This window comes from Yoonia tamlensis, assembly GCF_900115105.1.
Lineage (GTDB): Bacteria > Pseudomonadota > Alphaproteobacteria > Rhodobacterales > Rhodobacteraceae > Yoonia > Yoonia tamlensis.
This window is the reverse complement of record NZ_FOYP01000001.1, coordinates 895,376-917,944: the sequence shown is the minus strand read 5'-3', so window position 1 is coordinate 917,944 and position 22,569 is coordinate 895,376. Positions and strand designations below refer to the sequence as shown.

Here is a 22,569-nt window from a genome sequence, read left to right as displayed (position 1 = left end):
CGCGGCAATCCAGACAAGAGTTTGGTTGCGAAAATGCGCGCAAATCTGCGCCGCTAAACAGGCTGCAAAAGCGCAGGACCTTCGGCGCGGCTGTTAAATGGCGCAACCGGATAATGGCGCAACCGCGCGCCTTGACCAAACCCCGCGAAATCGTCGCTGCCTGCCAGCCACGCGGCACGTTCATCCGCGTCCAGAATCACAGGCATGCGGTGGTGCACATCGCTGACATCGGCATTAGCGGCGCGGGTCAACATGGTGCAGGTCAGTAAATCCTGCCAGCGCGACGCGAGCCCCGCGCACCAAAGCGTTGGATCATTGCTATGCGACAAGATCGCATGCGGTACCTTGTGCCCGTCTTGGCTTTGCCATTCGTAATAACCGCCCACGGGGATCAAGCAGCGGCCATGCCGCCAAACCGCGCGAAAGCTAGGCTTTTGCGCCGCTTCTTCGATACGCGCGTTAAATGTTGTGGCTTTCCAGTCTTTCAACGCACCGCGATGCCATGATGGCACCAGCCACCAGCGCGCCTGCAAGGCCACTAGTGGCGATTTGGCAAGGATCAGGATTTCCTGGGTCGGTGCAACATTGTAGCGGCGCGGTGCGCGCGGGGGCACGATAACGGGCGTATCGACAAAAGGGTCGACAAGCGTCTCGCTATGTTCGGCTTCGGTGCCGCGCAAATCAGGATCAATAAAGCGCCCACACATAACCAAAGCCCCCCGAATGATCCGCTGCATGATCCGTTCAAATCCGCATCTGACCTTAAGCGCAATTTCCAAAAGTGCAATCCGCGCGGCAAAGCTTCAGCTGGTCCAGTCACAGGGGCATTAACTCGAAGTGACGACGGACGATAAGACCGCTCTTTTTCGGGCGCGTCTGTCAGACGTCACGGTGCAACTGCCCCCCTCTTTAGGGTTGATTCCGCACCGTTCATTCTGGGTCGCAAAATCGGTATTGGACCCCCATAAAATCAACGTGCGCAAGCAAACACTTGCCTTGCAGAACGGCACCGAAGTCCCTATCGCAAGAATTCGCAAATCCGAACCGCAGACTTGGCTCGACGAATACATGTTGCTGTAACGCGGCAAGATAAGGTTGCGCAGCCGTTCAGCACAGATCGCATTTTGATAGACCACTCAAGATTGGATCGAAACATCCTTGGTCCGGTCGATTTCATCAGTGGCTCTTGGTCAATGCGCCCTACCCATTGCCATAATCACAATCTTATACATTAGAAAACATCGCTTTAAACATGATTATTTTGAATTTCCCTCATGATATTTCCTCCGATACCTTTTCGGGAACACGAGGGTTCGTGCGTTCTTATTTTGCGCGGTGCTCTTGGTTCGAAAGGATTTCGTGATGAACAAATGCCTGATGTTTGCGTTGGTCGGCGCTGTGGCTCTGTCTGCATGCTCAACCGAGAAGGTGGTCGATAATTCCGTCGACGGCACGCTGTTTGTTGGCCGCGCTGCCGTCAAGGGCGTTGTCGGTGTTGGCAAACTGGCCGTCCGCGGTACGGGCGCCGCAGTGAATGCGGCAACCGGCGGTGGATGAACATCGCGTAGGACGGAAAACTGGGAAGATGCAGGGGGATAACGACATGTTAGACATTGCGATGGAAGCTTGGGATCAAAACAGCGCCGCGTTTGTTGAGGTTCTGACAACCAACCAACAAGGCAAGCCATTTGGGCTCAAGTTCGGGGGCGCATTTGCAGGCCCAAATGTCTTGGTGGCCGGACATAGGCCCCTGACTTCAATGGTCTGTGACAGGCTGTTGCAGCTTCCTACGATCCATTGGATGCGCGGCACGCTTACTGTTATTTCATTGGATGCCTTGGAAGAGGCCGCAATGTCGCGCAGTGTTGCTTCTGTCATCGAAGGTCGCCCTGATGAGCTGTTGTTTTTGCCCTATGCCCCGCGTACGGCGTTTCGCGAGGCTGCCGCAAAAGAAAGTTATTGGTCCATCCTGCGTTTGTGTACAAGTTTGGGTATGATCTCTGGACGTGGCATTCCAAGCAATCCAAACCTAGCAAAATAAGGAGGATCCGATGCGCATTCTGAAACAGGCATTTGCCGCAATACTGATTTTGCTCCTTGTGATCTTTACCGTGCAAAACACTGGGGAAGTCGAAATTAGTTTTCTGAATTGGTCCGTCAACACACACCGGTATGTCGTCGTTGCCACAAGCGCTGCTGCGGGCGTTCTGATCGGATGGTTGCTGCGTGCATCGCGCCGCTAATCTGCGCGCGCCAATGAAAGCGCTGTTAAAGTCACAACAACCAACTTTTGGGCTGGCACCATCTGAATGGTGCGGCCCATTTGGACGATCCTAAAACCCCATAAATACCAGTCGCGCCCTGCGCAAACGAAAGGCACACCCGATGGAAGAACTCGAGAAATCCATTTCACCATTTATGGCCTATATTGATACGATGGCGGATTGGCTTTCCGGCGTGATTGGAAACAATGTCAGCTTGATTCAGGCTGTCGCATTGGTTTTGACGCTACTGGTGGCAATCGGGTTTCACCGTTGGGTGCGCACATTCATCGCATCTGGCGAAGCAAAAACGGACATCAAACTGTTCAAACAACTATTGCGGACCGCTCGCGCGATCAGCCTGCCCATTGTTTGGGTATTCGGGCTTTGGGTGTCGTTGGCTGTGTTGGGTGCTGCGCATCAGGCCACCGGACTTTTGCGGCTTTGCGCGAGTTTGCTCAACGCTTGGGTTATCATCCGCATCGTATCCACAGCCATTCCCAGCCCGGCCGTTTCGAACGCATTTGCGTGGACGGCATGGGCAGTTGCAGCAATTAATGCCTTGGGTCAGCTTGACCCCGCAATCCGGTGGCTGGACGGCATCCGGTTGACAAGCGAGACAGTCAATATCTCGGTTTGGGATATCGTGCAGGGCGCTCTTGTTACGTGTGTTTTGCTATGGACCGCCAATTTGCTGGTGCGTCTTGTGCAGAACCGGTTGGAAAAATCCGCGACGCTTAACCCCTCGATGCGCGTTTTGACGACCAAGCTGCTGCGCATCGGCCTGATCGTCGTTGCGGTGGTGCTGGGCATGCAAAGCGTGGGCGTTGATCTGACTGCGTTTGCGGTCTTTTCGGGTGCGATTGGTCTGGGTGTTGGTCTGGGTATGCAGCGGACAATCGGGAATTTGGTCGCCGGCTTTACGATGCTTGCCGATAGGTCAATCAAACCTGGCGATGTTATCGAAATCGAAACAGGCACCGGGCCTACATACGGCGAAGTAAAGACGCTTGGCGCGCGCTATGTATCCGTGAAAACGCGTTCTGGCACGGAAACATTGATTCCAAACGAATTGCTGATCTCGAATCCTGTGACCAACTGGACATTCTCTGACAAATTGGTGCGTCGTGATATTCAGGTCGGCGTTTCCTATAGTGCTGATCTGGAACTGGCGCTGCGCGTTGCTGTCGAAGCTGCTGCCAAATGCGGCCGTGTGCTCAAAACACCGCCGCCGATTTGCCTGATCAGGCAGTTTGGCGATTCATCGATTGATCTTGAGGTGCGGTTTTGGATCGCCGACCCCGAATTGGGCGTGGCAAACATAGCAAGCGAAGTTTATCTCGAAATCTGGCGTACATTCAAAGCCCACAATATCGAAATTCCTTTTCCGCAACGCGATGTGCATATCCGGACGGGCGCCGCAGTTTCGGCCGCGGAGCAGTAACATGCTGCCCCCGCCATGGCCCACAAGAACAAATATTAAGTGAATTGACGTTTATATAAGCATCTCTCAAGATCGGGGGATGGATATTACACTGCTCAAAACCTTTCTCGAAGTTGCGGCTACCGGCTCTTTTGTGTCAGCGTCGGAACGCCTTTTTGTGACCCAATCCGCCGTTTCGCTCCGCATTCAACGGCTAGAAGATTCGCTTGGCAAACCGATGTTTACGCGTTCCAAGGCCGGGGCGGAATTGACCAACGCCGGCCGCGAGTTCGAACGCTACGCGCTTTCTATTATCCGCGTATGGGAAGAAGCGCGCCAACAGGTTGCAATCCCCGAAGGGTTTACCCGCAGCTTGACGATTGGCGCACAGTATTCGCTTTGGCCGCGCCTTGGATTTCGCTGGATGGACAGGCTGCAAGAATCTGCGCCAGATCTAAATATCCGCGCCGAATTGGGCCAGCCGGACCGTCTTACCCGTCTTTTGACCGAAGGCATCATGCAAGTCGGGTTGCTTTATATGCCGCAAATCAGACCCGGATTGATCGCCAAAGAGGTGATGAACGAAGAGCTTGTGCTGGTGGCCTCTTGGCCGGACGCTGATATTGATAATCTCGACAATTACGTCTTTGTAGATTGGGGGCCGGAATTTGTAGGCGCCCACGCACAGGCGCTGCCTGCATTAACCAACCCCGGTCTTACGCTTTCGTTGGGCGCCATGGCTGCGGAATATATCGTTAACCGGCGGTCATCGGCCTATTTGCCCGCACGCTATATCAAGAAGTATCTTGATAGCGGGCAATTGCATCTTGTCGCGGATGCGCCGCGCTTTCCCTATCCGATCTGGGCCGTTTGGCGCGATGACCTTGACCCTGCGCTGACGAAATTAGCCAAACAGGAACTCGCCATAGTTGCCAGTATCGCCGAGGCAGATGGCGAAGCCGTTTTGGATCGTTTGCGCGGTATCAGCGACGATCACATCGTTGAGGTGCTTGGCGAAGAGGCGGCGCATAATTCATAACCATTACTTGTTTTAAGCATGATTATTTTGAATTTAACTTATGCATAAACCTCCACTATGTCTTCTCTCAGCAGAGATGCTCCCGATCCTCAAGCAGGACGGATCACCTTTATTGGGAAAGGATAGACCCATGACAAAGAACGTATTTATCGTGGCAGCGATTGCCGCAACTGTTGCGACATCGGTTTCAGCACAAGAATTGATCGGCCGCGATACAATTGCCGGCGACCGTAACGAAGACCTGTTGCAAGCCATCGAAGACGATGCAGAGCGTGAACTTGACCGTTTCGGCAACGAAGGCCGCCCGCAAGGCTTTACAGGTTCTGTTGCACTGCGCGGCATTATTCAAAGCGGTAACACAAACACCACCAACGTCGGTATCGGTACTGACATGAACTATGTGTTTGGTCCAAACGGGATCGAACTGCAGTTGAACTATGCCTACAGCGACGATGACGACACAGCCGCAGAAGAAAGCCTGTTCTACGGCCTTGAATACACACGCGACTTTAGCCCTCAGCTTTTCGGCTTTGCCAAAGTACAGGGTTCAGCCGATAGCGCGACCGATGCAGCGTTTGAAACTGACACGTTCGTAAGCTTTGGTGCGGGCTACCGCGTCTTTAACGATGCAGACCGTCAATGGTCTGTCCAGGGTGGCCCAGGCTACCGTTATGCAACGCTGACAGACATTACAGCTGGCGACGTTAGCGAAGGCGCATTTGGTGTGTCTTCCGACTATGCCCAAAAGCTGAGCGAAGGTCTGTTTGTGACCAACGATACAGATGTGATCTGGTCAGAATCCGACACTGTTGTGTTCAACGACCTTGCTTTGAACGTGGCGATGACCGAAACACTGGCGCTGCGCACAAGCATCCTGACCGAGTACCACACAGAGCCAGGCACTGCAGAAAACACAGACAACACCTTTGGCGTGTCACTGGTCTATTCTTTCAACTAAGCGCGGGCCTGCATTCCCACGTGAAACTCTTTGGGGAGCGGAGAAATCCGTTCCCCAAATTGCATTTAACACAATGCTTTTGCGCCATCTGATACCAACGGCCACAACAGCAGTTATCTTCTATGGGCGCACCCCTCGCAAATACGCGCTTCGTATTTTGTGCCCGACTGCGATTCTATCGTGACGTCATACGGGTATTTTCCGCATAGCTGCGTTACCTTGGCCCGCATCAGTGTCACGCGAACGAGGTCACAATGAATATTGTCTACTTGGTTATGGGGCTCTCGGCCCTTTGTGCTTTGGCGTATGGCAGCGTGCTGGTGCACCAGCGCCCAAGCACATTGCGCACGATTGTCAAAGCCGCGTCAGTTGCATCGCTCGCCACGATCGGGGCGCTATGCGGCGCACCAATGCTTTTGACCGCTGCATTGGTGTTAGGCACAATAGGTGACGTGTTCTTATCGCGCGAAGGCGAGCGGAACTTCTTGTTTGGTCTGGGCGCGTTCCTGATCGGCCACATGGCATATATTGGCCTGTTGATCGGCTATGGCGGTTCATGTGCTGCATTTGTTTCGAATCCGCTTCTACTGTGCGCAAGTGCGGCATTGTTTATCACTGCGGGCCTGATCACGCGGCGCCTGTTTCCCTATTTGGGTGCGTTGCGCATGCCGGTCTTGATCTATGTCCTTGTGATCGTTGTTATGGGTGTTTGCGCTCTTAATGTCCCTGCGAAATGGCCGTTTGCCTTGACCATATTGGGTGCGCTCATGTTTATCGCCTCTGATGCGATCCTGGGGTTCGAAGTATTTGTTTTTAAAGACGCAACCGGTCCTCGCCATGGCCCGGCCAAACTTCTGTGGTTCCTATACTGGGGCGGCCAATCACTGATCTTGTTTTCCTTTTTGGCAGCCATTTGAACCGATGCCAAAAACATGCCACTGGCCCATTCTTGCCTTTGTTGCAAACCTATTGGATCAAAGGCTGACTAGGATTCCGACATAGGATCAGCACATCCAATCCATTTGCGCCACCACGCGCCCAACCAGGAGCGCCAAAAATCTCTAAGCTGTTGGTTTAAATAGTGCCCACACGGCCCCCTATTTAGAATTTAGCGTACTGTTATTAATTGATAAAATATGAATCAATATTAATCGCACCCCCATATAGCGTCTCTAGCGTTCTATTGCTGACGTAACATGACCGTACGAAATCAAGCTTAAGGCCACTAGACAAATGTCCCCGGCGAAAGCGGCAGATGGCAGCGACCGTCACTCTCGCAGTTTGGGCGGGAAGCAGAAGTTCGCTGCAGATGCGACGCTATAAGATATCTGTGGCAATTGGGGGCGTTGGGGTTGCGGTAGAACTCAATAAGGCCGCGAACCGCAGCATATCGCATTCTCAGTCCATTGACAGCTAATTCTAAAACTGAATTGGGCCAATAGGCATACGCCGATTTTTCGCTTAGTCACCTATGCTGAAATGGCGTCAGCATCGGCCCCTGTGGTGATTTCGAAGGCTTTCAGCGGGCCCGATGGGGCGGTGTAGTTTTCGGATGCGCTCACGCCTGCTATGGCGATGTTGCCCATCGGCTTTGTTGCGTTTTGTTCGGTGATGTCGATCATGCCAAGCGGGCTGTCGGAATAGACCAGCGTCATCCCGTCGTCAGAGACGCTGATGATTTCGGCCGAGGATTCCGCCAATGTGTCGACGTTGTTGGTAAGGTCGCGAGACTCGCGCTACGGTTAACGCTCATATCCGCAAGCGCGCCCGTCACCGCAAGCGCGAGTGTCGACCTCATGCCGATGAGGCTAAGGGACATTCTGTGGTCCTAATATGAATGAATTCCGGCACACAGGATGGCGGGTTTCATGATGGTTCGGTGACGCCAGCGTAACAGAATGATGAAACTTTGCCCCGTGCGGGCACTGTCACAAAACCCATACATATCCTTCACACAAGCGTCACGCGACCGCCGTAGCCGACGCCCAGTGCAGACGACCTGCATGTTCGTCAGGCGGGACGTGAGTGCCGTCATGACGCATTTTTTCCGTTTAAGGGCGATGCTTTACGCCCGACCAATAAGATGCGCGCCACGGGGCGTGCGAAACATGACACCGGAGTACGATCATGAAGAACATCGCGATAAGCTCAGCTGCCGCGCTTAGCATGTTGGCAAACACAGCCTTTGCCGAAACCGAAATCACTTGGTGGCACGGCATGGGCGGCGCTCTTGGCGAAACCGTCAACCAGATCGCCGAAGGCTTCAACGCCAGCCAGGACGACTACACCATCACCCCCGTCTTCAAAGGCACATATGAAGAAACTCTGACAGCCGGCATTGCCGCATTCCGCGCAGGCGAACAGCCAAATATCATGCAGGTTTTTGATGCTGGTGCGGCAACAGTAATCGCGGCCCAAGGTGCGACTGTTCCGGTTCAGGATCTATTGGAAGCCAATGGCGTCGACTTCGACATCACCGACTACATCTCTGGTGTGCGCTACTTCTACGCCGACGCAGACGGCAAAATGATCGGCATGCCGTTCAACTCCTCTTCGCCCATCATGTATTACAACGTGCAAGCGCTTGAAGCGGCTGGTGTCACACCGCCCGTCACATGGGAAGAATTCGAAACGGTCACAGCGCCCGCCTTGAAAGACGCAGGCTATACCGCGATGGCACAATCGCACCTGCCGTGGATTTTCGTTGAAAACTTCATGTCCCGCAACGATCTGCCATTTGCGACCAATAATAACGGGTATGATGGCGCTGAAGGCACTGAAATCCTCGTTAATATCGAACCGCTGAAAGCGCATTTCACCGCACTGACTGAATGGCAGGACGCGGGCTATTTTGAATGGTTCGGTACAGGTTGGGGCGACAACCAAACACCGTTCGAAGAAGGTGAGGTTGCGATCTGGTTCGGCTCTTCGGGTTCTTTTGGTGGTCTGTCCCAGAAGGACCTCGGCTTTGATTTCTCCGCGACCTATCTGCCTTATTGGGAAGCGGTTACAACTGAGCCAAAGCAAACCTTCATCGGCGGCGCGGCCCTATTCGCGATGTCTGGCAAGTCTGACGAAGAAAATGCCGCTGCGTCTGCGTTCTTCGAATACCTGACCTCGCCCGAGGTGCAGTATATGTGGCACCGTGAGACAGGCTATGTGCCGATCACAACTGCCGCATATGAAATGGCAACCGCCGACGGCCACTATGACCGCTTCCCTGCCGCTGAAACAGGTATCTTGCAGTTGTCACTGGATGCGAGCGAAAACACACGCGGCTACCGCATGGGGTTCTACGTGCAAATCCGTGATGTGATGAACCGTGAATTCGGGCGCATCCTGACGGGTGAAACATCTGTAGATGACGCATTCGACGCGATCGAAGCTGAATCAAACGAGTTGCTGGCCCGTTTCGCACAAACGCAGAACTAAGTCACTTCACCGTGACCCAAGCGCCCGTACAATCGTGCGGGCGCTTCCCTTTCATGACCCCGAGGACACTATGAAAAGAGCAGGCTTTGCCACGCGTTGGCTACCGATCCTTTTGTTGCTGCCGCAGCTGGCAATTATCGCCGTTTTCTTTTACTGGCCTGCCGCCCACGCGGTGAAGTCGTCGTTCTACCTCGAAGACCCTTTCGGGTTCGGATCCAGTTTTGTGGGGTTTGACAATTATATCCATCTGACGGGCAGCTCGGAATACGGGCGCATCGCCAAGTTTACCGTGTTGTTCACAGTGCTTGTGACCTTCTTTTCGCTCGCGCTGGCATTGTTGCTGGCAGTGAAGGCCGACAATGTGATCCGCGGCGCAAAGACCTATCGCACATTGCTGATGTGGGTCTACGCGGTTGCGCCGCCCGTTGCGGGCTTTATCGGCCTATTGATGTTCAACCAAAGCTGGGGACCGCTGACAGAGCTGGCCAAATCGATTGGGTGGGATTTCAAGCTCGGCGTTAATTTCAACGATACCGCATTCGCGATGGTGCTGGTGTCAGTCTGGAAACAGGTACCTGTGAATTTCATCTTCTTTCTGTCGGGTTTGCAATCCATACCCAAATCCGTCCGCGAGGCTGCGTTGATTGATGCAAAATCATCCTTCCGCCGCTTCTGGGACGTGACGTTTCCATTGCTGGCCCCCACAGGTTTCTTTCTGCTGATTATCAACATCACCTACGCATTGTTCGACACCTTCGGTGTGGTTGATACGCTAGTAAAGGGTGAACCCGGCAACAACCCGATGACCCTAGTTTACAAAGTCTACGTCGATGGGTTCCGCGGCAATGATATGGGGGGATCCTCTGCACAATCTGTCATCCTAATGGTGCTTGTTCTTGCCCTAACGGTATTCCAGTTCCGACTGGTCGAACGCCGCATCCACTATACCTGAAGGGGCCGGACATGACCGAGACCACACATATTCCCGTTGCAAAACGCCCCGTCAAATGGGGCCGCGTGATGGACCATTCCATTTTGATCCTTGGATCACTGTTTATGCTGGTGCCATTGCTGATGGTGCTGCAAACGACCACCACGACCGACCTTGAAACCATCAAGAACGGGCCGGAATTTGTTATCGGCGACCGCTTCGACGACAACTTTATGGCGGCAATGTTCAAGGCATCCGGCTTTTCGGGCGAAAATACTGGACTGCGGATGCTGATAAACTCTCTGATCCTTGGCATCGGCTTTGCGATCGGCAAGATTGTCATCGGGATGATGGCCGCCTATGCGCTGGTCTACTTTCGCCTACGGTTTGCCACGCTGGCATTCTGGCTGATCTTTACCACCCTGCTGTTGCCGCTCGAGGTGCGTATCCTGCCGTCCTACGAGATCGCGCAGCAGCTGGGGCTGCTGAACACCTACACCGGCCTGATCGTGCCGCTGATTGCCTCGGCCACGGCGACCTTTTTCTTTCGGCAATTCTTCCGCTCTGTGCCCGAAGAACTGGTCGAAGCCGCGCGGATTGATGGCGCGGGTCCGGTGAAATTCTTTATAGATATCCTTATGCCTCTGTCGCAAACCATGATCGCTGCGATGTTCATTATTATGTTCGTCTACGGCTGGAACCAATACCTCTGGCCGACGATGGTGACGACCGAAGAGGGTATGTACACCCTCGTGCGCGGCATCAAACAACTGACCCAAGACCTCGAGGGGACAAACATCCCAGAATATGGCCGTGCCAATATGCTGGCCCTCATCGCGATCCTGCCGCCTGTGCTGGTCGTGATCATTTTCCAAAGCTGGTTCGTCAAGGGCCTCACAGAATCCGACAAATAGGACAGAAGACATGGCGCAAGTATCGCTTAACAATATCCGCAAGATCTACCCCAACGGGTATGAGGCCGTCGTACCCACCAGCTTTGACATTGCAGACGGGGAATTCGTTGTGCTGGTCGGGCCGTCGGGCTGTGGCAAGTCCACGCTGCTGCGCATGGTCGCAGGGCTGGAGGACATCTCCGAAGGGGCGCTGTCGATCGGGGATCGCAATGTGAACCACGTTGATCCGGCTGACCGCGATATCGCGATGGTCTTCCAGAACTACGCGCTTTACCCGCATATGACCGTGCGCAAGAACATCGGCTACGGGCTGAAGAACCGCAAAACCCCCGCAAGCGAGATTGAAGACAAGGTGCAAACCGCGGCCAAGATGCTAAACCTGACAGAGTATCTGGACCGCAAGCCAAGCCAGCTATCTGGCGGCCAACGTCAGCGGGTGGCCATGGGCCGTGCCGTTGTGCGCGATCCGGCGTTGTTCCTGTTCGACGAACCCCTGTCCAATCTGGATGCTAAACTGCGTCACCAGATGCGGATCGAGATTAAGGCGCTGCAACGCCGCCTTGGTGTGACCTCGATCTATGTGACCCATGATCAGGTCGAAGCAATGACAATGGCCGACCGGATCATCGTGTTAAACGCAGGCCGCATCGAACAGATCGGTACGCCCGCTGAAATCTATCACCGTCCAGCCTCGACCTTTGTTGCCAGCTTCATGGGCGCGCCGCCGATGAACTTGCTGACTGCCAAAGGTTCGGGCGGGCGCGTGACCGTTGGTGAAACCATTTCGGTGGCCGCCGAGGTCGCTGATGGCCCCGTCACTTTGGGCATCCGCCCCGAAGACATCGAGATCGGGCCAACATGCGACATCCCCTTCACTGTTGATATAGTCGAAGAACTGGGCGCGCACCGTCTGCTGCACGGCCAGTTGGGCGGGCAAGAGCTTACGATCCACGTCGGCAAGGATGTCGTCGTCTCCGCTGGGCCGATTCGCATGTCGATCAATCCCGACGCTGTGGTTTTGTTCGATGCCAAGTCGGGGCTCGCGTTATGATCACAACTCAGCTGGCAGAACTTCCGCCGATCACCGCCGCAGAGCAGGCAAACATCGTGTCCGCACCGCGCACCCCCGACGCCCACCGCGCCTTGTTGGCACAGACGCCTGCGATGAATGCAATTCAGCAGGGCGGCACCGCGTCCGCCTCTCTTCTAGGATCACAATTCACAGTTGCGGCGTGGAATGTGGAACGTTGCCTTTTCCCGGAAGACACGGCCGCCCACCTTGCGCCCGTCGCACCCGATATTGTGCTCTTGTCCGAAGTCGATCACGGCATGGCCCGTACAGGCCAGCGCCACACAACCGAAGTGATGGCCGCTCGGCTTGGCATGGCCTACGCCTTCGGGGTCGAGTTCCACGAGCTTGATCTGGGCGGCGCCACGGAGCGCGCCTATTGCACGGACGACTTCAATGCATTGGGCTGGCACGGTAATGCGATCCTGTCTTCGGTCCCGTTTGAGCGCACCGCGCTGATCCGGCTGGACGATCACGGCCATTGGTTTGCGAGCGACGCGAAAACTGTCGACCCCGAGCAACCACGGTTGGGCGGGCGTATGGCGCTCCTCGCTGTTGTGCCAACGGGGAACGGGCCATTGTGCGTGGCATCTACCCATCTCGAAAGCAATGCGGATGCAGCCCACCGGCACGTGCAAATGCTCCGACTGCTCGACGCGATAGACGCGTTCGCGCCTGATTTGCCTGTTATCATCGGCGGCGACCTCAACACTGGAAATCACTTGTGGCCGCTTTTCGATTGGCGCGACGAGACGCTGTTTTCGCTGGCAGAGGGTCGGGGCTATGCGTGGGACTTTACCGCGCCGGGTAATAGCACCCGCCCGAGCCTTATTTCGCCCCATCCGGACCGTGTAATGAAGCTGGACTGGCTTGCCGGTCGTGACCTTAAGAGTTTGGACCGCGGCGTTGTGGCATCGACAATGGCCGATGGAAGGCCGCTTTCGGATCACGACTACGTTTGGTGCAAAGCTGAAATTCCGGATTGATGGGAACGTCGAACCCTATGAAGGGGTTCATTGTGCGCCAGCAAAAGTAGATCGAAACCCGTCGAGGGTGTTCAATATTTGCGGGATTTAGAGCAACCTAGAGTGGATATCTGGTTTGAGGACGCTGTGCGGCACCACTAGTACCAACGCCAGCAACGACTTTGGGCCGTCCTTACTTGCGGTGCTGGCGCCCACAGGTGAAATGCTAGAACCGATTTAATGACGGTAGTGAAGACGTCCGTACTCTAACTTCAAACAATCTACACGTAGGTTATAGGCCAGAAAGTGCCCTTACGAAAACTAGAGAAGAATTTCGGAAGGCAGCTTAGATTATATTGACGCGCCCCTCTAAAAATGGGGGGATTACCACGGGACTTGGCGATCCGTGCGTTGGAAATGGCCATTGCGTTCAGAACACCACCCAGAGGCTGCATCCACCACATGGATCGCGGATAGCAATACTGTTCGCATGACTATCAGAAAACTTGTCTGACGTCAGAACTTATGGGTCCAAATAGGTCGATTTGCTAAGATAGTGTTTGTTGCTCATCGTAGCCACTGAGGCGTGGACGATGAGAAAGACAACGAAGAGCCCCGGCGAGAAGATCGTCAAAGACATCAAGCGCGCCACGCGCAAACACTAATCATCTGAAGATAAGATCCGGATCGTACTGGATGGCCTGCGTGGCGAAGACAGCATCTCGGAGCTGTGTCGCCGTGAAGGGATATCGCAGGGCATTTATTACAAGTGGTCCAGGGACTTCATGGAAGCTGGTAAGCGTCGTCTTGCTGGCGATACGGCGCGAGCCGCCACCACGGACGCAGTGAAGGAACCGCGCCGGGAAGCAAAGGACCTTAAGGAGGTGGTTGCAGAGCAGACGCTTGAATTGCGTCTTCTCAAAAAAAGCATGTACGACGGTGGGGGCGACCCCGAATGAGGTATCCCGCATCTGAGAAGTTAGAGATCATCCTGCGGGGCGAGGAAAGCCATCTGTCTGCCCGTCGGACATTGGCCAAACTGGGTATCCCACGGACGACATCCTACCGTTGGTATGATCGTTATCTGCAACGCGGTAAGGCTGGATTGCAGGATCTATCTCCCAAGCCGAAGCACGTCTGGAACCGCGTTCCTGACGAGGTGAAGCGCAAGGTTGTCGACCTCGCCTTGCAAGAAACAGAGCTGTCGCCGCGCGAATTTGCGGTGACGTACACGGATCAAGAACGGTATTTTGTCTCGGAATCTACGGTGTACCGTGTGCTGAAGGCCCATGATCTGATCACCAGTCCCGCCTTCATTGTGCTCAAGGCAGCGAATGAGTTCCAGCACAAGACGACGGCCATCAATCAGCTTTGGCAAACTGACTTCACCTATATCAAGGTGATGGGATGGGGCTGGGTTTACCTCAGCACGGTCCTTGACGATTACAGCCGTTACATCGTCTCCTGGAAACTCTGCACGACCATGCGCGCTGAAGATGTGACCGACACGCTGGACTTGGCGCTAAAGGCATCTGGCTGCGATCAAGTTCATGTCGTTCACAAGCCACGTCTGCTCAGCGACAACGGATCCAGTTACGTCTCGGGCGATCTGGCAGAATGGTTGCAAGACAAAGGCATGAAGCATTCTCGTGGTGCGCCGTATCATCCGCAAACCCAAGGCAAAATCGAACGCTGGCATCAAACTTTGAAGAACCGCATCTTGCTGGAAAACTACTTCCTGCCGGGTGATCTTGAAGCCCAGACCGAAGCCTTCGTCGATCACTACAACCACCAGCGCTACCACGAGAGCATCAACAACGTCACACCCGCCGACGTCTACTTCGGCCGTGACAAAGCCATTCTACAGCAAAGGGAAAGGATCAAACGAAAGACGCTCGAAGTGCGCCGCTTGCATAACAGACAACGCGCCGCATAATAAAACCAACCAGATGAGCCAAACGCTCTCTTAGTTTAAGCCGCACTTGGTGCCAAAAACCCTGACGACGAACAGATACGGGAATTGGACCAACGGGCGCCAATATCTGCGAAATTCTGACCAACCCGGTCCGGCGGAATTCTGGTCTGTGTGTCATCGTATTGCCTCATGTGCTGTGATGCTCGCAAAGCTGACATGATCCATATTGGTATGGTGCGAATAGAAAACGCGCCTATCCAAACAATTCCACTCATTGAAAACACTGAAAGAAAACTCATCTAATCGTAGTACGATTAGTTATTCATCTTCGGGGAAATAGGATGCACCCATCCTAAGGTACTTCAAAATCGTTTCCCGACTGACGGAGACGCCAAGCTTGTAGCAAACCTACTCAAGCTTGCCTGCAATTGGGCTTCTCTTATCTGAGTGGTCCCAGCCGTATTCATCTGTTGCCATCGCCGCAACAAGCTTGGCTATAGAGCGAACACCTCGTGGGTCAGGACTTGATGCCTTAACACTTCCACTGTTTGCGGCCACATCTTGACTTTGATCTCTGGCATCAAGACGAACTGCCGTGGTTTGAAGCATATCGCCAAAACCCGTGGGGCCTCAAGTTCGACTGAATTAAACCACTCCCGGGCTCTAGTATCTCGTGCTGTTCCTAAACCATATACGCCAAGCGTTTCTGACCGATTAATGATGTTGAGCCGCTTGACGGCTTCTTTTCCAACAAACGCGTCGAAGTCTCCCCGCCCTGACCTATATTTTGAAACTGTTCGTTCAGTTCGGGCGTTGGTTCAAGACCCAGTGAAAGCCACATCAACTCCTGGCCATCAAAGCTATCGCGCAAACTCCACATCTTAGAATCAGCGGCCTCGTCAGGAGACGCACCAATCGCGATCAGGACGAATTTATTTCTGGGTGCAATGGCAGTGAACGCAGCTTTTCGCAACGTAGTGATCTCGTTTGCGTGTTGTTCTAGGCCTGCAGGTTAGGACACATCAGCAAGCGTCTTTAAAACTTTTGCATCAAGCGATGCGCAATAGCGCTCGAATAGTTTAACATGTTCATTGCGCGTTTCCAAAAAGCTCTCAACTATCGCACGAAACCCATCCCCGAACGCAAGCAAGCACTCTCCTTCTCGGACGTAGGCCCATAACACGAAATGCCGACAAACGGCCCTACGTATCAGAGTTTTAGCTTCACTTGACGACATTGATAATTGCACCATCCAGACAGTTAGCTCATCCTGCCTTCAACTTATCCAAGAACCCAGCCACCAATCGGCAAACTTTACGCGCCCGTCGAAATGCCGCCCGAATGTATAGCAGTCATTCACTCGACTTCGAACGAAGATCCGCTTTGAGCCCCGTTTTCCAGATGCCATCACGCATCAATTTGCGAGTTCAGAAAATCAAGTCTGTTGCTTCCGGTCCATAGCGGACTTTGACAATGCTACTCTATGCTGCGCTGCAGTAATGTTTGCACAGTAAAGAGGTTATCGGCTATGCATTTAATATTGGCTTTCCGATGCGTGATGAGTGGAGTATGTGCGAGGTCGTATCTAGGTCTTGATCCACACTATTTGGTCGCAGAATTGGGAATACGGTATATGGTTTCAAAGCCTGAGTCAGCTTGTGAAAACCCTCCCATCGCGTACAACGTGTTACGATATACAATCGCATAAGTTGCGAAATCATTGAAGCCGTAGTTCTCGCTTTCATAAATAAATGGATTTTGACTTTGTAGATCTTCAACATCGACCTCGATCCGAAACAGGTCCATGGGCGGGTAGGCTGTAATTGAACGGCCACCGTAAAATAGGATCTGATCACGTATATCCGTGTAACGTTGTTCAGACTTTTGAAATCTAAACTCCATGCCCAATGCATTGACGATTAAACGGGTGTTGCTGTCGGCAAAGTCAAACGTCGCTTCGTCAATTCGTTTACACCCCCGCGCAACGACAGTCTGCCCGGGTCCGTGTCCGGAACCGATTGCCGACCCAAGAAATGTACACACAAAAGGATCATTTAATGGTGTCTCTAGCCATTGTCCGCGCACGGCGTCCCATGTTGGAGCGTCGACATCGGGCTGGTCTTCGACGTCTTCACATTCATCTTGATCCGCAAGTAATGTCACCTGACGTGAAGCAAACGGTGCCACGTCGATCTCATCTAGAAAGGCCCCGTTGTAGGTCGCTGTCAAAAGCATGGTGCGGGCCTCACAGGTGACGTCCAAGGGCGTCATTGCGTACCCATCCAGGTTATGCGGACCTGCGGCTACCAAATTTGGCGGAAGATGGTCCCATTTCACAGTCGGTGACGCGATAGGGGCGCTATTCTCTATGGTGAATTCGTAATTTCCGGTCCCATAGGGTGAAATGTCGCCGGGACCGTCAATCGTTATAGCAATTTGCGGGATATCAATCCGGACGGTCGTTGTTGGCAGCTCAGGAATGATTTTGAATTCTGGTGGTAAGTTTTCAAAAGTGATCGCAACAGCCCCTTGACCTGTGTTTACGGCTGTAAATTCCCGGTTCTCAATTCCGATATTGACGGCGCGCAGGGCATTGCCAAGCGGGAGGTCTACCGTATTTGCGGCGATCAAGGTTGATGCGGTCAGGTCCAAGCGGCATATCTCTGGCGGGGTTCTGATTTCAGAGGTCTCGCCAAGGTACTTGGTTATGTGGCTGTAAGCATTGTTCAGGATCTCACCGTCTCTGACCCCTTCTGCGCCGGACAGATAAATATCTAGCTGTGCATGGCGGGTGGCCGCATGGCTTGTTGTGCGAAAGCTCTGATGTGCTGCTTGCACCCGTGATACAAGGGCTGCGCGATTTCTGGGGGCAGCGACAAGCAATTGTTTAAGGTCGCCCGGCACAGATTTGCCACCTATAGTTGCCATCGTGAAATCAAAGGCAGCTTTCGACATCGACCATCCGGCGCTTAGTGTTGTCAATTCGACTGTTTCGACGCGAAAGATACGGTCTTCTGGCAAACTGTCTGCATAGATCGCGTCTGGGGTTGCTGTTGCGAATAGGTTGGTAAACTTAGATGGATAGGTGCCGCGTATGACGTCATCCAGCAGTGTTTGAAATGCCAGATAAGTGTTGAGCGTGTTCGCTGTTGTCGTGGCAGCTTTGGTGCTTCCGCTCACCAAACCGACACCGGACGCAATCAAAACGACTTCGACTGATTTCAAAGTCGCCTTTTCTTTGGCGTATATGGTGCCGCCTGTGTCTTGGTTGGCCTGATCAAGTGCCGCTACCATTTGTTGCAATTCATCCTCAGTCTGCGGACATGTACGCAGACCACTTGCGATAAAGTCTTGAGCGTTATGCAACGCGAAACGGTCAAGATCGGGTTGAAATGCAAGGGTTTGCGCCGAAAAATCTGATGTATTGAAACTAATTTTATCGACAACAGATGCTTGTTGGGGCGATGCCAAGACCATATCCAGTGTTTGCACGGCTGCCGTATTGGGCAGGTCCAGAACATATGTCGCAATTGCATCTTGAACACGTTGCGTTTGCGCATCCGCATTCAGATAGTGTTCCGCATTATCAAGGTCTTCGAGATGAAGTGCGTTTTGCTCTTGGCGGGTCATCAACGGGGCTGCCTCCGGCGTGATCATGTCGATCAATCTTTGCGTGCGGACAGCCAGTTCCCTGTTGTGCATGATTAATTCAAGGTAGGCGTTTGGTCGAATTGCGGGGGGCAAAATCCGCAACGGATGCGGTGGGCATTCAAAAACCACATCTTCATTTTGATCTTTGGCCATTAATAATACATGCGTATCGACACCTGAACTTGCCCATTCAATCAGGGGAATGATCAGCCTCGTGTCTGATGCGGGTTCGGGGTTTTGGAGCCAGAGCAGACGGTCATCTTGGGGAGTTAAAAGCACGGCTTGCCAGACGACAGGTGTGTCCACTTGATCAAATGGCAAATTGAGGGCTGCCGTCTGAAAGCTGGTCACTTGTACCGGTAGCCCCACAGCATCGCAGGCCACGTCTGCGGCTTGGTCTGCTTGCACATGTGTCGCGAAAAGGATCGCGGCACTGAATGTAAAAATTGTCGTGAATAAGTTCATAAATCGTTCCGCCAAACCGGTCTAAGTGAAAACCATCAAAATTGTGCCGCACTATCGGGCTAGATATGTTTCATCGACCCATCCCACGATTCCGCCGGCCTTGATGCTGCACCATGCGCTATCACACCGGCCCATCATGCGCAGATTGCAGGTTCCGGCTGGCAGTTCGGCAATCACGCCGTAATCTACACTAGGGCCTACACGGACGTTGAGGGTCGTGTTGACGCCTCGCAAACACCCCGCCTGCGTTTGTGGTGTCACATTGAAAACAAGCACCCCGTTTCCTGTACCGCTTACATTATCCACCACGCGGCAGCTGTCGGTGGCCAAAACCGGGGCGACCCCGCGCAGCGTGAAATCAGCCCCTTGGATGAAATCCCCAAAGACGAAGTAGTCTAAGGCCCCACAATTTGCGCTGAATATCTGGGCCATACCGTCAAGATACCCATCGCCGTGTTGTCCGCTAAAAAGCACGGTGCCTGCATTGACCCCAATGTCCTGCAACCCTTGTCGCGGTGTCAGGTATCGGATTGTGACACGCGCACCTTCCACCTCAACCGCCATGTCAGATCCGTTGTGAGAATAGGTCAAGGTGTCGGCTTGCACTGTGCATGGCGCGGCGCAAAGAATCCAAAACGTACATATTTTTGCGCGTTGAAACATGTGTGCCCCTTCTTATCGGTTAATCACAAGGTATCGCCCCGGCATCCAACCTTGAACGGTTCCGGTGGTGATATTGCACCAGACACGGGCCAAAGTTGCCGCTTGCTGGGCGGCCGTGAATTCTTCAAACATGATATTGTCGATCTCGGGGAGGCAGGTGATTACTTGCAGGCCCTGCACATTCCCCGCCAATGTGCCGACAATGGCTGATGTGCGATCTGCCGCACTGCGTAGATTTAAGCTGCTGTTGGCGGGGATGTCGCGTAATCTGTAGGTGTATTTATAAATCCCAAAACCGGGCGTGTCGTATTCGTCTTCGGGTGTACTTGGAGACGTGCCCACAGGGGTCAATGTCACTAAAAAAATTTCGTTACCGATGAACAGCGTTCCCCGCGGCGGATGGCTGCGCGTGTCGATCAACAAATGCCCCGACCATTGCGCGATGCTATTGGCGTCACGGGTTGTCACTTTCAACGACAGCGCTTCGGCGGCCTGACGATCAAAAGTAAACTGCGTTTCATGCGCGACAGGGCTGCCAAAAAGCCCAAATAACGCGCCCGTCGCCGAAGGGCCTGTCGGACTATCCCAAAACGAGATATTCCCAAGATCCCGCCCGGCGTCATCACGTATAAAATGCAAGCCGTGCGGCAATCCGGCGGGCTGCGGCTGTTTGGCTTGGGCAAAAACATCCGCTGAACACATCATCTCTTCGCACACATGCGGGCCACGAAAGGCAATACCCTGCCAGATCGGGGCAACGTCTGCACCAGTGAAAAGCGATGCGGTATCGCGGCGCGGCCCCGTTGACAGAGCCAGACGGTATACCTCGGGCGCTTGCCCAATGCGAAACGAAATTTCCACGGCGTCGTCACCGAGGCCATTGGAAAGGTATTGGCTCTGTAGAACGTGGACCTGTGCAGACCCATATTCATTGGTTGCAAGCCGTAACGCCGGACAAAATGTGTACTCTAACGTGGCCGCGCAGGGGGCACCTACGTCATAAATCTGCAAATCTGCCGTGATCTGTGATTGCCCCGTATAATGGATAATGTCGGCTGCTATTTCAAAGCCACCTAAGGCTTCCAAGGCCTCAAACCGAGCGTACCAATTGCTTAATCCGTCGCGCACATCCTGGGCCGCGAGGCTACTGCCGCAGAAGAGGCAGATCATGGCGCATATGCGGAACATCATGGAACAGGATTCATCAAACAACCGACATATTTTACACGTAGAAATGTCGCACAGGGGCGATGGTCGGGCGAAGTCAGGAATGCGATTTCATCAGTGCTGAGTGTCGCACCTTCACCGACGACTAAGCGGATGTCGGCATAGTCGCCCGTCACGTCGACGATCAATTCGCTACGCCGCACGCCATAACCTTCGCCACCAACATTCATCACAAAACGACCAGTCGGTAGATAAAACGGGGTGACGTCCCCATTGCTGGCAATCCCGCCGCCGCTTGCAAAATAATTCCGACCCGAGCGGGGTTCGTCATAGAAGTACGTGGTCTGACGCTCAACACGTTGTCCGTTTGTCTGCATGGCTTCGACGAAAACACGGGTCACATCGAAAGAAAAATCGACCTCTGTGATGCCGCCGGGCGCGACAGAGACGATTTTCTCCGCTGACGTCGTGCGGTCCAAATTGGCACGGATCAGATAGTCGCCGGCAGGCAGGGCGAAATCTAAGTTTTCGTAAGCCTCATGCAATGGCGTTTCTGCGAGCGATCCATCGACGAAAGGATAGATCTCATAATAGGACCATGCGTGCGGTTTCACTGATGACGTCGGTGGGTTCGCTGTGTCAAGCGGTATGGCAGGGTTCAAAAATGTGTTGATCACAAGCCGTGCTGACAGGGACAAGTCAACCAAATGCGTGCCCCTACCCTCTGGCACATGGAAGGTCGCTGATGCGTCATATATTCCGACCCGGGTGATCGCCGCAATATATTGGCCCGGTGGCAGGCTCGCGGTTGCCGAAAGGTCGGATGCCTCTGGATAATTGAGACTGTAGTTATCGCGCGCAACGGGCGTTCCATCCGCTTGTGTGATGGCGATGGTCAATTCACGTATGCCCAAAATTGGATCATTTGCGGTATCGCGGATAAAGAATTCCACATTGCGTGGTACAGGCCCGATGGGGGTGAAATCACTGTCGTCCAAGGTGATCTCTGGGTGATTGAGTGCGCGAGTCAAAGCATCCTGAAGTCCTCCGGCATCTGCTGCCGAAAAATAGGCACCACCCGTTATGTCAGCTAAGCATTGAACCTGTTGGCCCTCATCGGCGCTCAAACCAAAGCCCACGACATGCGCGGTGAAATCAATGCCCGCAGCCTCAAGCTCGGACGCCAGCGCGCAAGGATCGGCATTGCAGGTTTCAATTCCATCTGTAACCAGCACAACGGTCGCCGCATTTTCCGTGTAGCGCATTGTTTCAGCAGCCATTCGGACGGCATCAGACAAGGGCGTTTTACCTTTGGGCTGCAGGTTGGATGCGGCGCTGATGATTTGCGACACCGATTGCGCCGCAGGGGTTACAGGCACAAGCAGTTCAATATCGCCGCACGCGCCGCGTTCGCGGTGGCCGTAGGCGATCATGCCGATATTCATTTCGGTGGTAGTTTCTTCTAACACTTGCGACAGCGTTTCACGCGCAATCTCAATTTTGGTGCGCCCGTCAATCTGCCCCCACATCGACCCGGACCCATCCAAAACGACCATTAAATCACTTTGTTGGGCATCACCTTGGGCATGTGCAAAATTGCTACTAATCATCGCTAAAGCGCCTGCAAATAACATAGTCTTCAATTTTGCAACGTGCATCCGTTCAATCCTTATGGTGCAATTTTCGAAGCCTATCACCCGTCCATTAGCTTGCCCT

19 protein-coding genes and 1 pseudogene are annotated in these 22,569 nt (G+C 53.6%); 14 read left to right on the top strand and 6 right to left on the bottom strand.

Annotated features, from left to right (window positions below; translation table 11 throughout):
• Window positions 1–53: 53 nt before the first annotated feature.
• Window positions 54–779: an SOS response-associated peptidase gene (locus BM320_RS04845; protein ID WP_242650955.1), complete on the bottom strand. Its 726-nt coding sequence runs from the start codon at window positions 777–779 to the stop codon at window positions 54–56.
• Between the two features lie 58 nt (window positions 780–837).
• Here BM320_RS04845 and BM320_RS04840 point away from each other — a divergent pair, with 58 nt between their 5' ends.
• The 8 genes from BM320_RS04840 (at window position 838) to BM320_RS04805 (ending at window position 6,598) form a co-directional block, all read left to right on the top strand.
• Entirely contained in the window at window positions 838–1,080 is a 243-nt protein-coding gene (locus tag BM320_RS04840) for a LytTR family DNA-binding domain-containing protein (protein WP_090197123.1), read from the top strand.
• Window positions 1,081–1,362: 282 nt separating this feature from the next.
• Window positions 1,363–1,557, top strand: coding sequence for a hypothetical protein (locus BM320_RS04835; protein WP_090197121.1), 195 nt, complete (start codon window positions 1,363–1,365; stop codon window positions 1,555–1,557).
• A gap of 46 nt (window positions 1,558–1,603) precedes the next feature.
• Window positions 1,604–2,041 (top strand): hypothetical protein, encoded by a 438-nt coding sequence (locus tag BM320_RS04830; RefSeq protein WP_131802285.1) that lies wholly within the window; start codon window positions 1,604–1,606, stop codon window positions 2,039–2,041.
• Between the two features lie 10 nt (window positions 2,042–2,051).
• The gene (locus BM320_RS04825; RefSeq protein WP_090197117.1) at window positions 2,052–2,243 is read left to right on the top strand and encodes a lipopolysaccharide assembly protein LapA domain-containing protein; all 192 of its coding nucleotides are present in this window, start codon (window positions 2,052–2,054) and stop codon (window positions 2,241–2,243) included.
• A gap of 142 nt (window positions 2,244–2,385) precedes the next feature.
• Window positions 2,386–3,705, top strand: coding sequence for a mechanosensitive ion channel family protein (locus BM320_RS04820; protein ID WP_090197115.1), 1,320 nt, complete (start codon window positions 2,386–2,388; stop codon window positions 3,703–3,705).
• Between the two features lie 79 nt (window positions 3,706–3,784).
• Complete coding sequence (locus tag BM320_RS04815) at window positions 3,785–4,723, top strand: LysR family transcriptional regulator (RefSeq protein ID WP_090197113.1); 939 nt, start codon at window positions 3,785–3,787, stop codon at window positions 4,721–4,723.
• Between the two features lie 130 nt (window positions 4,724–4,853).
• Window positions 4,854–5,681, top strand: a complete 828-nt coding sequence (locus BM320_RS04810) for a DUF481 domain-containing protein (RefSeq protein ID WP_090197110.1) — start codon at window positions 4,854–4,856, stop codon at window positions 5,679–5,681.
• A 254-nt stretch (window positions 5,682–5,935) separates the two neighbouring features.
• Window positions 5,936–6,598, top strand: coding sequence for a lysoplasmalogenase family protein (locus BM320_RS04805; RefSeq protein ID WP_090197107.1), 663 nt, complete (start codon window positions 5,936–5,938; stop codon window positions 6,596–6,598).
• Window positions 6,599–7,150: 552 nt separating this feature from the next.
• Here BM320_RS04805 and BM320_RS04800 read toward each other — a convergent pair.
• Window positions 7,151–7,381, bottom strand: coding sequence for a hypothetical protein (locus BM320_RS04800; protein WP_090197104.1), 231 nt, complete (start codon window positions 7,379–7,381; stop codon window positions 7,151–7,153).
• Between the two features lie 427 nt (window positions 7,382–7,808).
• Between BM320_RS04800 and BM320_RS04795 the strand changes: the two genes are divergently transcribed.
• The 6 genes and pseudogenes from BM320_RS04795 (at window position 7,809) to BM320_RS04770 (ending at window position 14,928) form a co-directional block, all read left to right on the top strand.
• Window positions 7,809–9,113, top strand: a complete 1,305-nt coding sequence (locus BM320_RS04795; protein WP_090197101.1) for an extracellular solute-binding protein — start codon at window positions 7,809–7,811, stop codon at window positions 9,111–9,113.
• 70 nt (window positions 9,114–9,183) lie between these two features.
• Window positions 9,184–10,065, top strand: a complete 882-nt coding sequence (locus BM320_RS04790) for an ABC transporter permease subunit (protein WP_090197099.1) — start codon at window positions 9,184–9,186, stop codon at window positions 10,063–10,065.
• Window positions 10,066–10,076: 11 nt separating this feature from the next.
• The gene (locus BM320_RS04785; RefSeq protein WP_090197096.1) at window positions 10,077–10,958 is read left to right on the top strand and encodes an ABC transporter permease subunit; all 882 of its coding nucleotides are present in this window, start codon (window positions 10,077–10,079) and stop codon (window positions 10,956–10,958) included.
• A 10-nt stretch (window positions 10,959–10,968) separates the two neighbouring features.
• Window positions 10,969–12,009, top strand: a complete 1,041-nt coding sequence (locus BM320_RS04780) for an ABC transporter ATP-binding protein (protein ID WP_090197094.1) — start codon at window positions 10,969–10,971, stop codon at window positions 12,007–12,009.
• Window positions 12,006–13,013 (top strand): endonuclease/exonuclease/phosphatase family protein, encoded by a 1,008-nt coding sequence (locus BM320_RS04775; RefSeq protein WP_090197091.1) that lies wholly within the window; start codon window positions 12,006–12,008, stop codon window positions 13,011–13,013. Before BM320_RS04780 ends, BM320_RS04775 begins: the two co-directional genes overlap by 4 nt.
• A 572-nt stretch (window positions 13,014–13,585) precedes the next feature.
• Window positions 13,586–14,928 (top strand): annotated as a pseudogene (locus BM320_RS04770) (IS3 family transposase).
• Between the two features lie 1,581 nt (window positions 14,929–16,509).
• On the opposite strand, the gene BM320_RS04760 reads toward BM320_RS04770, so the two are convergent.
• The 4 genes from BM320_RS04760 to BM320_RS04745 form a co-directional block, all read right to left on the bottom strand.
• The gene (locus BM320_RS04760) at window positions 16,510–19,023 is read right to left on the bottom strand and encodes a hypothetical protein (protein WP_090197085.1); all 2,514 of its coding nucleotides are present in this window, start codon (window positions 19,021–19,023) and stop codon (window positions 16,510–16,512) included.
• A 51-nt stretch (window positions 19,024–19,074) separates the two neighbouring features.
• Window positions 19,075–19,587, bottom strand: a complete 513-nt coding sequence (locus tag BM320_RS04755) for an SH3 domain-containing protein (protein ID WP_165614988.1) — start codon at window positions 19,585–19,587, stop codon at window positions 19,075–19,077.
• Window positions 19,588–19,698: 111 nt separating this feature from the next.
• Window positions 19,699–20,856: an SH3 domain-containing protein gene (locus tag BM320_RS04750; protein ID WP_131802283.1), complete on the bottom strand. Its 1,158-nt coding sequence runs from the start codon at window positions 20,854–20,856 to the stop codon at window positions 19,699–19,701.
• A gap of 17 nt (window positions 20,857–20,873) precedes the next feature.
• A complete protein-coding gene (locus tag BM320_RS04745; protein ID WP_090200365.1) occupies window positions 20,874–22,463 on the bottom strand; it encodes a vWA domain-containing protein in 1,590 nt (529 codons plus the stop codon).
• Window positions 22,464–22,569: the final 106 nt, after the last annotated feature.

Excerpts from the sequence above, each read along its gene's own strand:
- BM320_RS04825 (WP_090197117.1), top strand. The coding sequence starts at position 2,052 with ATGCGCATTCTGAAACAGGCATTTGCCGCAATACTGATTTTGCTCCTT.
- BM320_RS04790 (WP_090197099.1), top strand. The coding sequence starts at position 9,184 with ATGAAAAGAGCAGGCTTTGCCACGCGTTGGCTACCGATCCTTTTGTTG.
- BM320_RS04835 (WP_090197121.1), top strand. The coding sequence starts at position 1,363 with ATGAACAAATGCCTGATGTTTGCGTTGGTCGGCGCTGTGGCTCTGTCT.
- BM320_RS04775 (WP_090197091.1), top strand. The coding sequence starts at position 12,006 with ATGATCACAACTCAGCTGGCAGAACTTCCGCCGATCACCGCCGCAGAG.
- BM320_RS04785 (WP_090197096.1), top strand. The coding sequence starts at position 10,077 with ATGACCGAGACCACACATATTCCCGTTGCAAAACGCCCCGTCAAATGG.
- BM320_RS04795 (WP_090197101.1), top strand. The coding sequence starts at position 7,809 with ATGAAGAACATCGCGATAAGCTCAGCTGCCGCGCTTAGCATGTTGGCA.
- BM320_RS04805 (WP_090197107.1), top strand. The coding sequence starts at position 5,936 with ATGAATATTGTCTACTTGGTTATGGGGCTCTCGGCCCTTTGTGCTTTG.
- BM320_RS04830 (WP_131802285.1), top strand. The coding sequence starts at position 1,604 with ATGTTAGACATTGCGATGGAAGCTTGGGATCAAAACAGCGCCGCGTTT.
- BM320_RS04810 (WP_090197110.1), top strand. The coding sequence starts at position 4,854 with ATGACAAAGAACGTATTTATCGTGGCAGCGATTGCCGCAACTGTTGCG.
- BM320_RS04820 (WP_090197115.1), top strand. The coding sequence starts at position 2,386 with ATGGAAGAACTCGAGAAATCCATTTCACCATTTATGGCCTATATTGAT.
- BM320_RS04780 (WP_090197094.1), top strand. The coding sequence starts at position 10,969 with ATGGCGCAAGTATCGCTTAACAATATCCGCAAGATCTACCCCAACGGG.
- BM320_RS04755 (WP_165614988.1), bottom strand. The coding sequence starts at position 19,587 with ATGGCGGTTGAGGTGGAAGGTGCGCGTGTCACAATCCGATACCTGACA.
- BM320_RS04745 (WP_090200365.1), bottom strand. The coding sequence starts at position 22,463 with ATGATTAGTAGCAATTTTGCACATGCCCAAGGTGATGCCCAACAAAGT.
- BM320_RS04750 (WP_131802283.1), bottom strand. The coding sequence starts at position 20,856 with ATGATCTGCCTCTTCTGCGGCAGTAGCCTCGCGGCCCAGGATGTGCGC.
- BM320_RS04815 (WP_090197113.1), top strand. The coding sequence starts at position 3,785 with ATGGATATTACACTGCTCAAAACCTTTCTCGAAGTTGCGGCTACCGGC.
- BM320_RS04760 (WP_090197085.1), bottom strand. The coding sequence starts at position 19,023 with ATGAACTTATTCACGACAATTTTTACATTCAGTGCCGCGATCCTTTTC.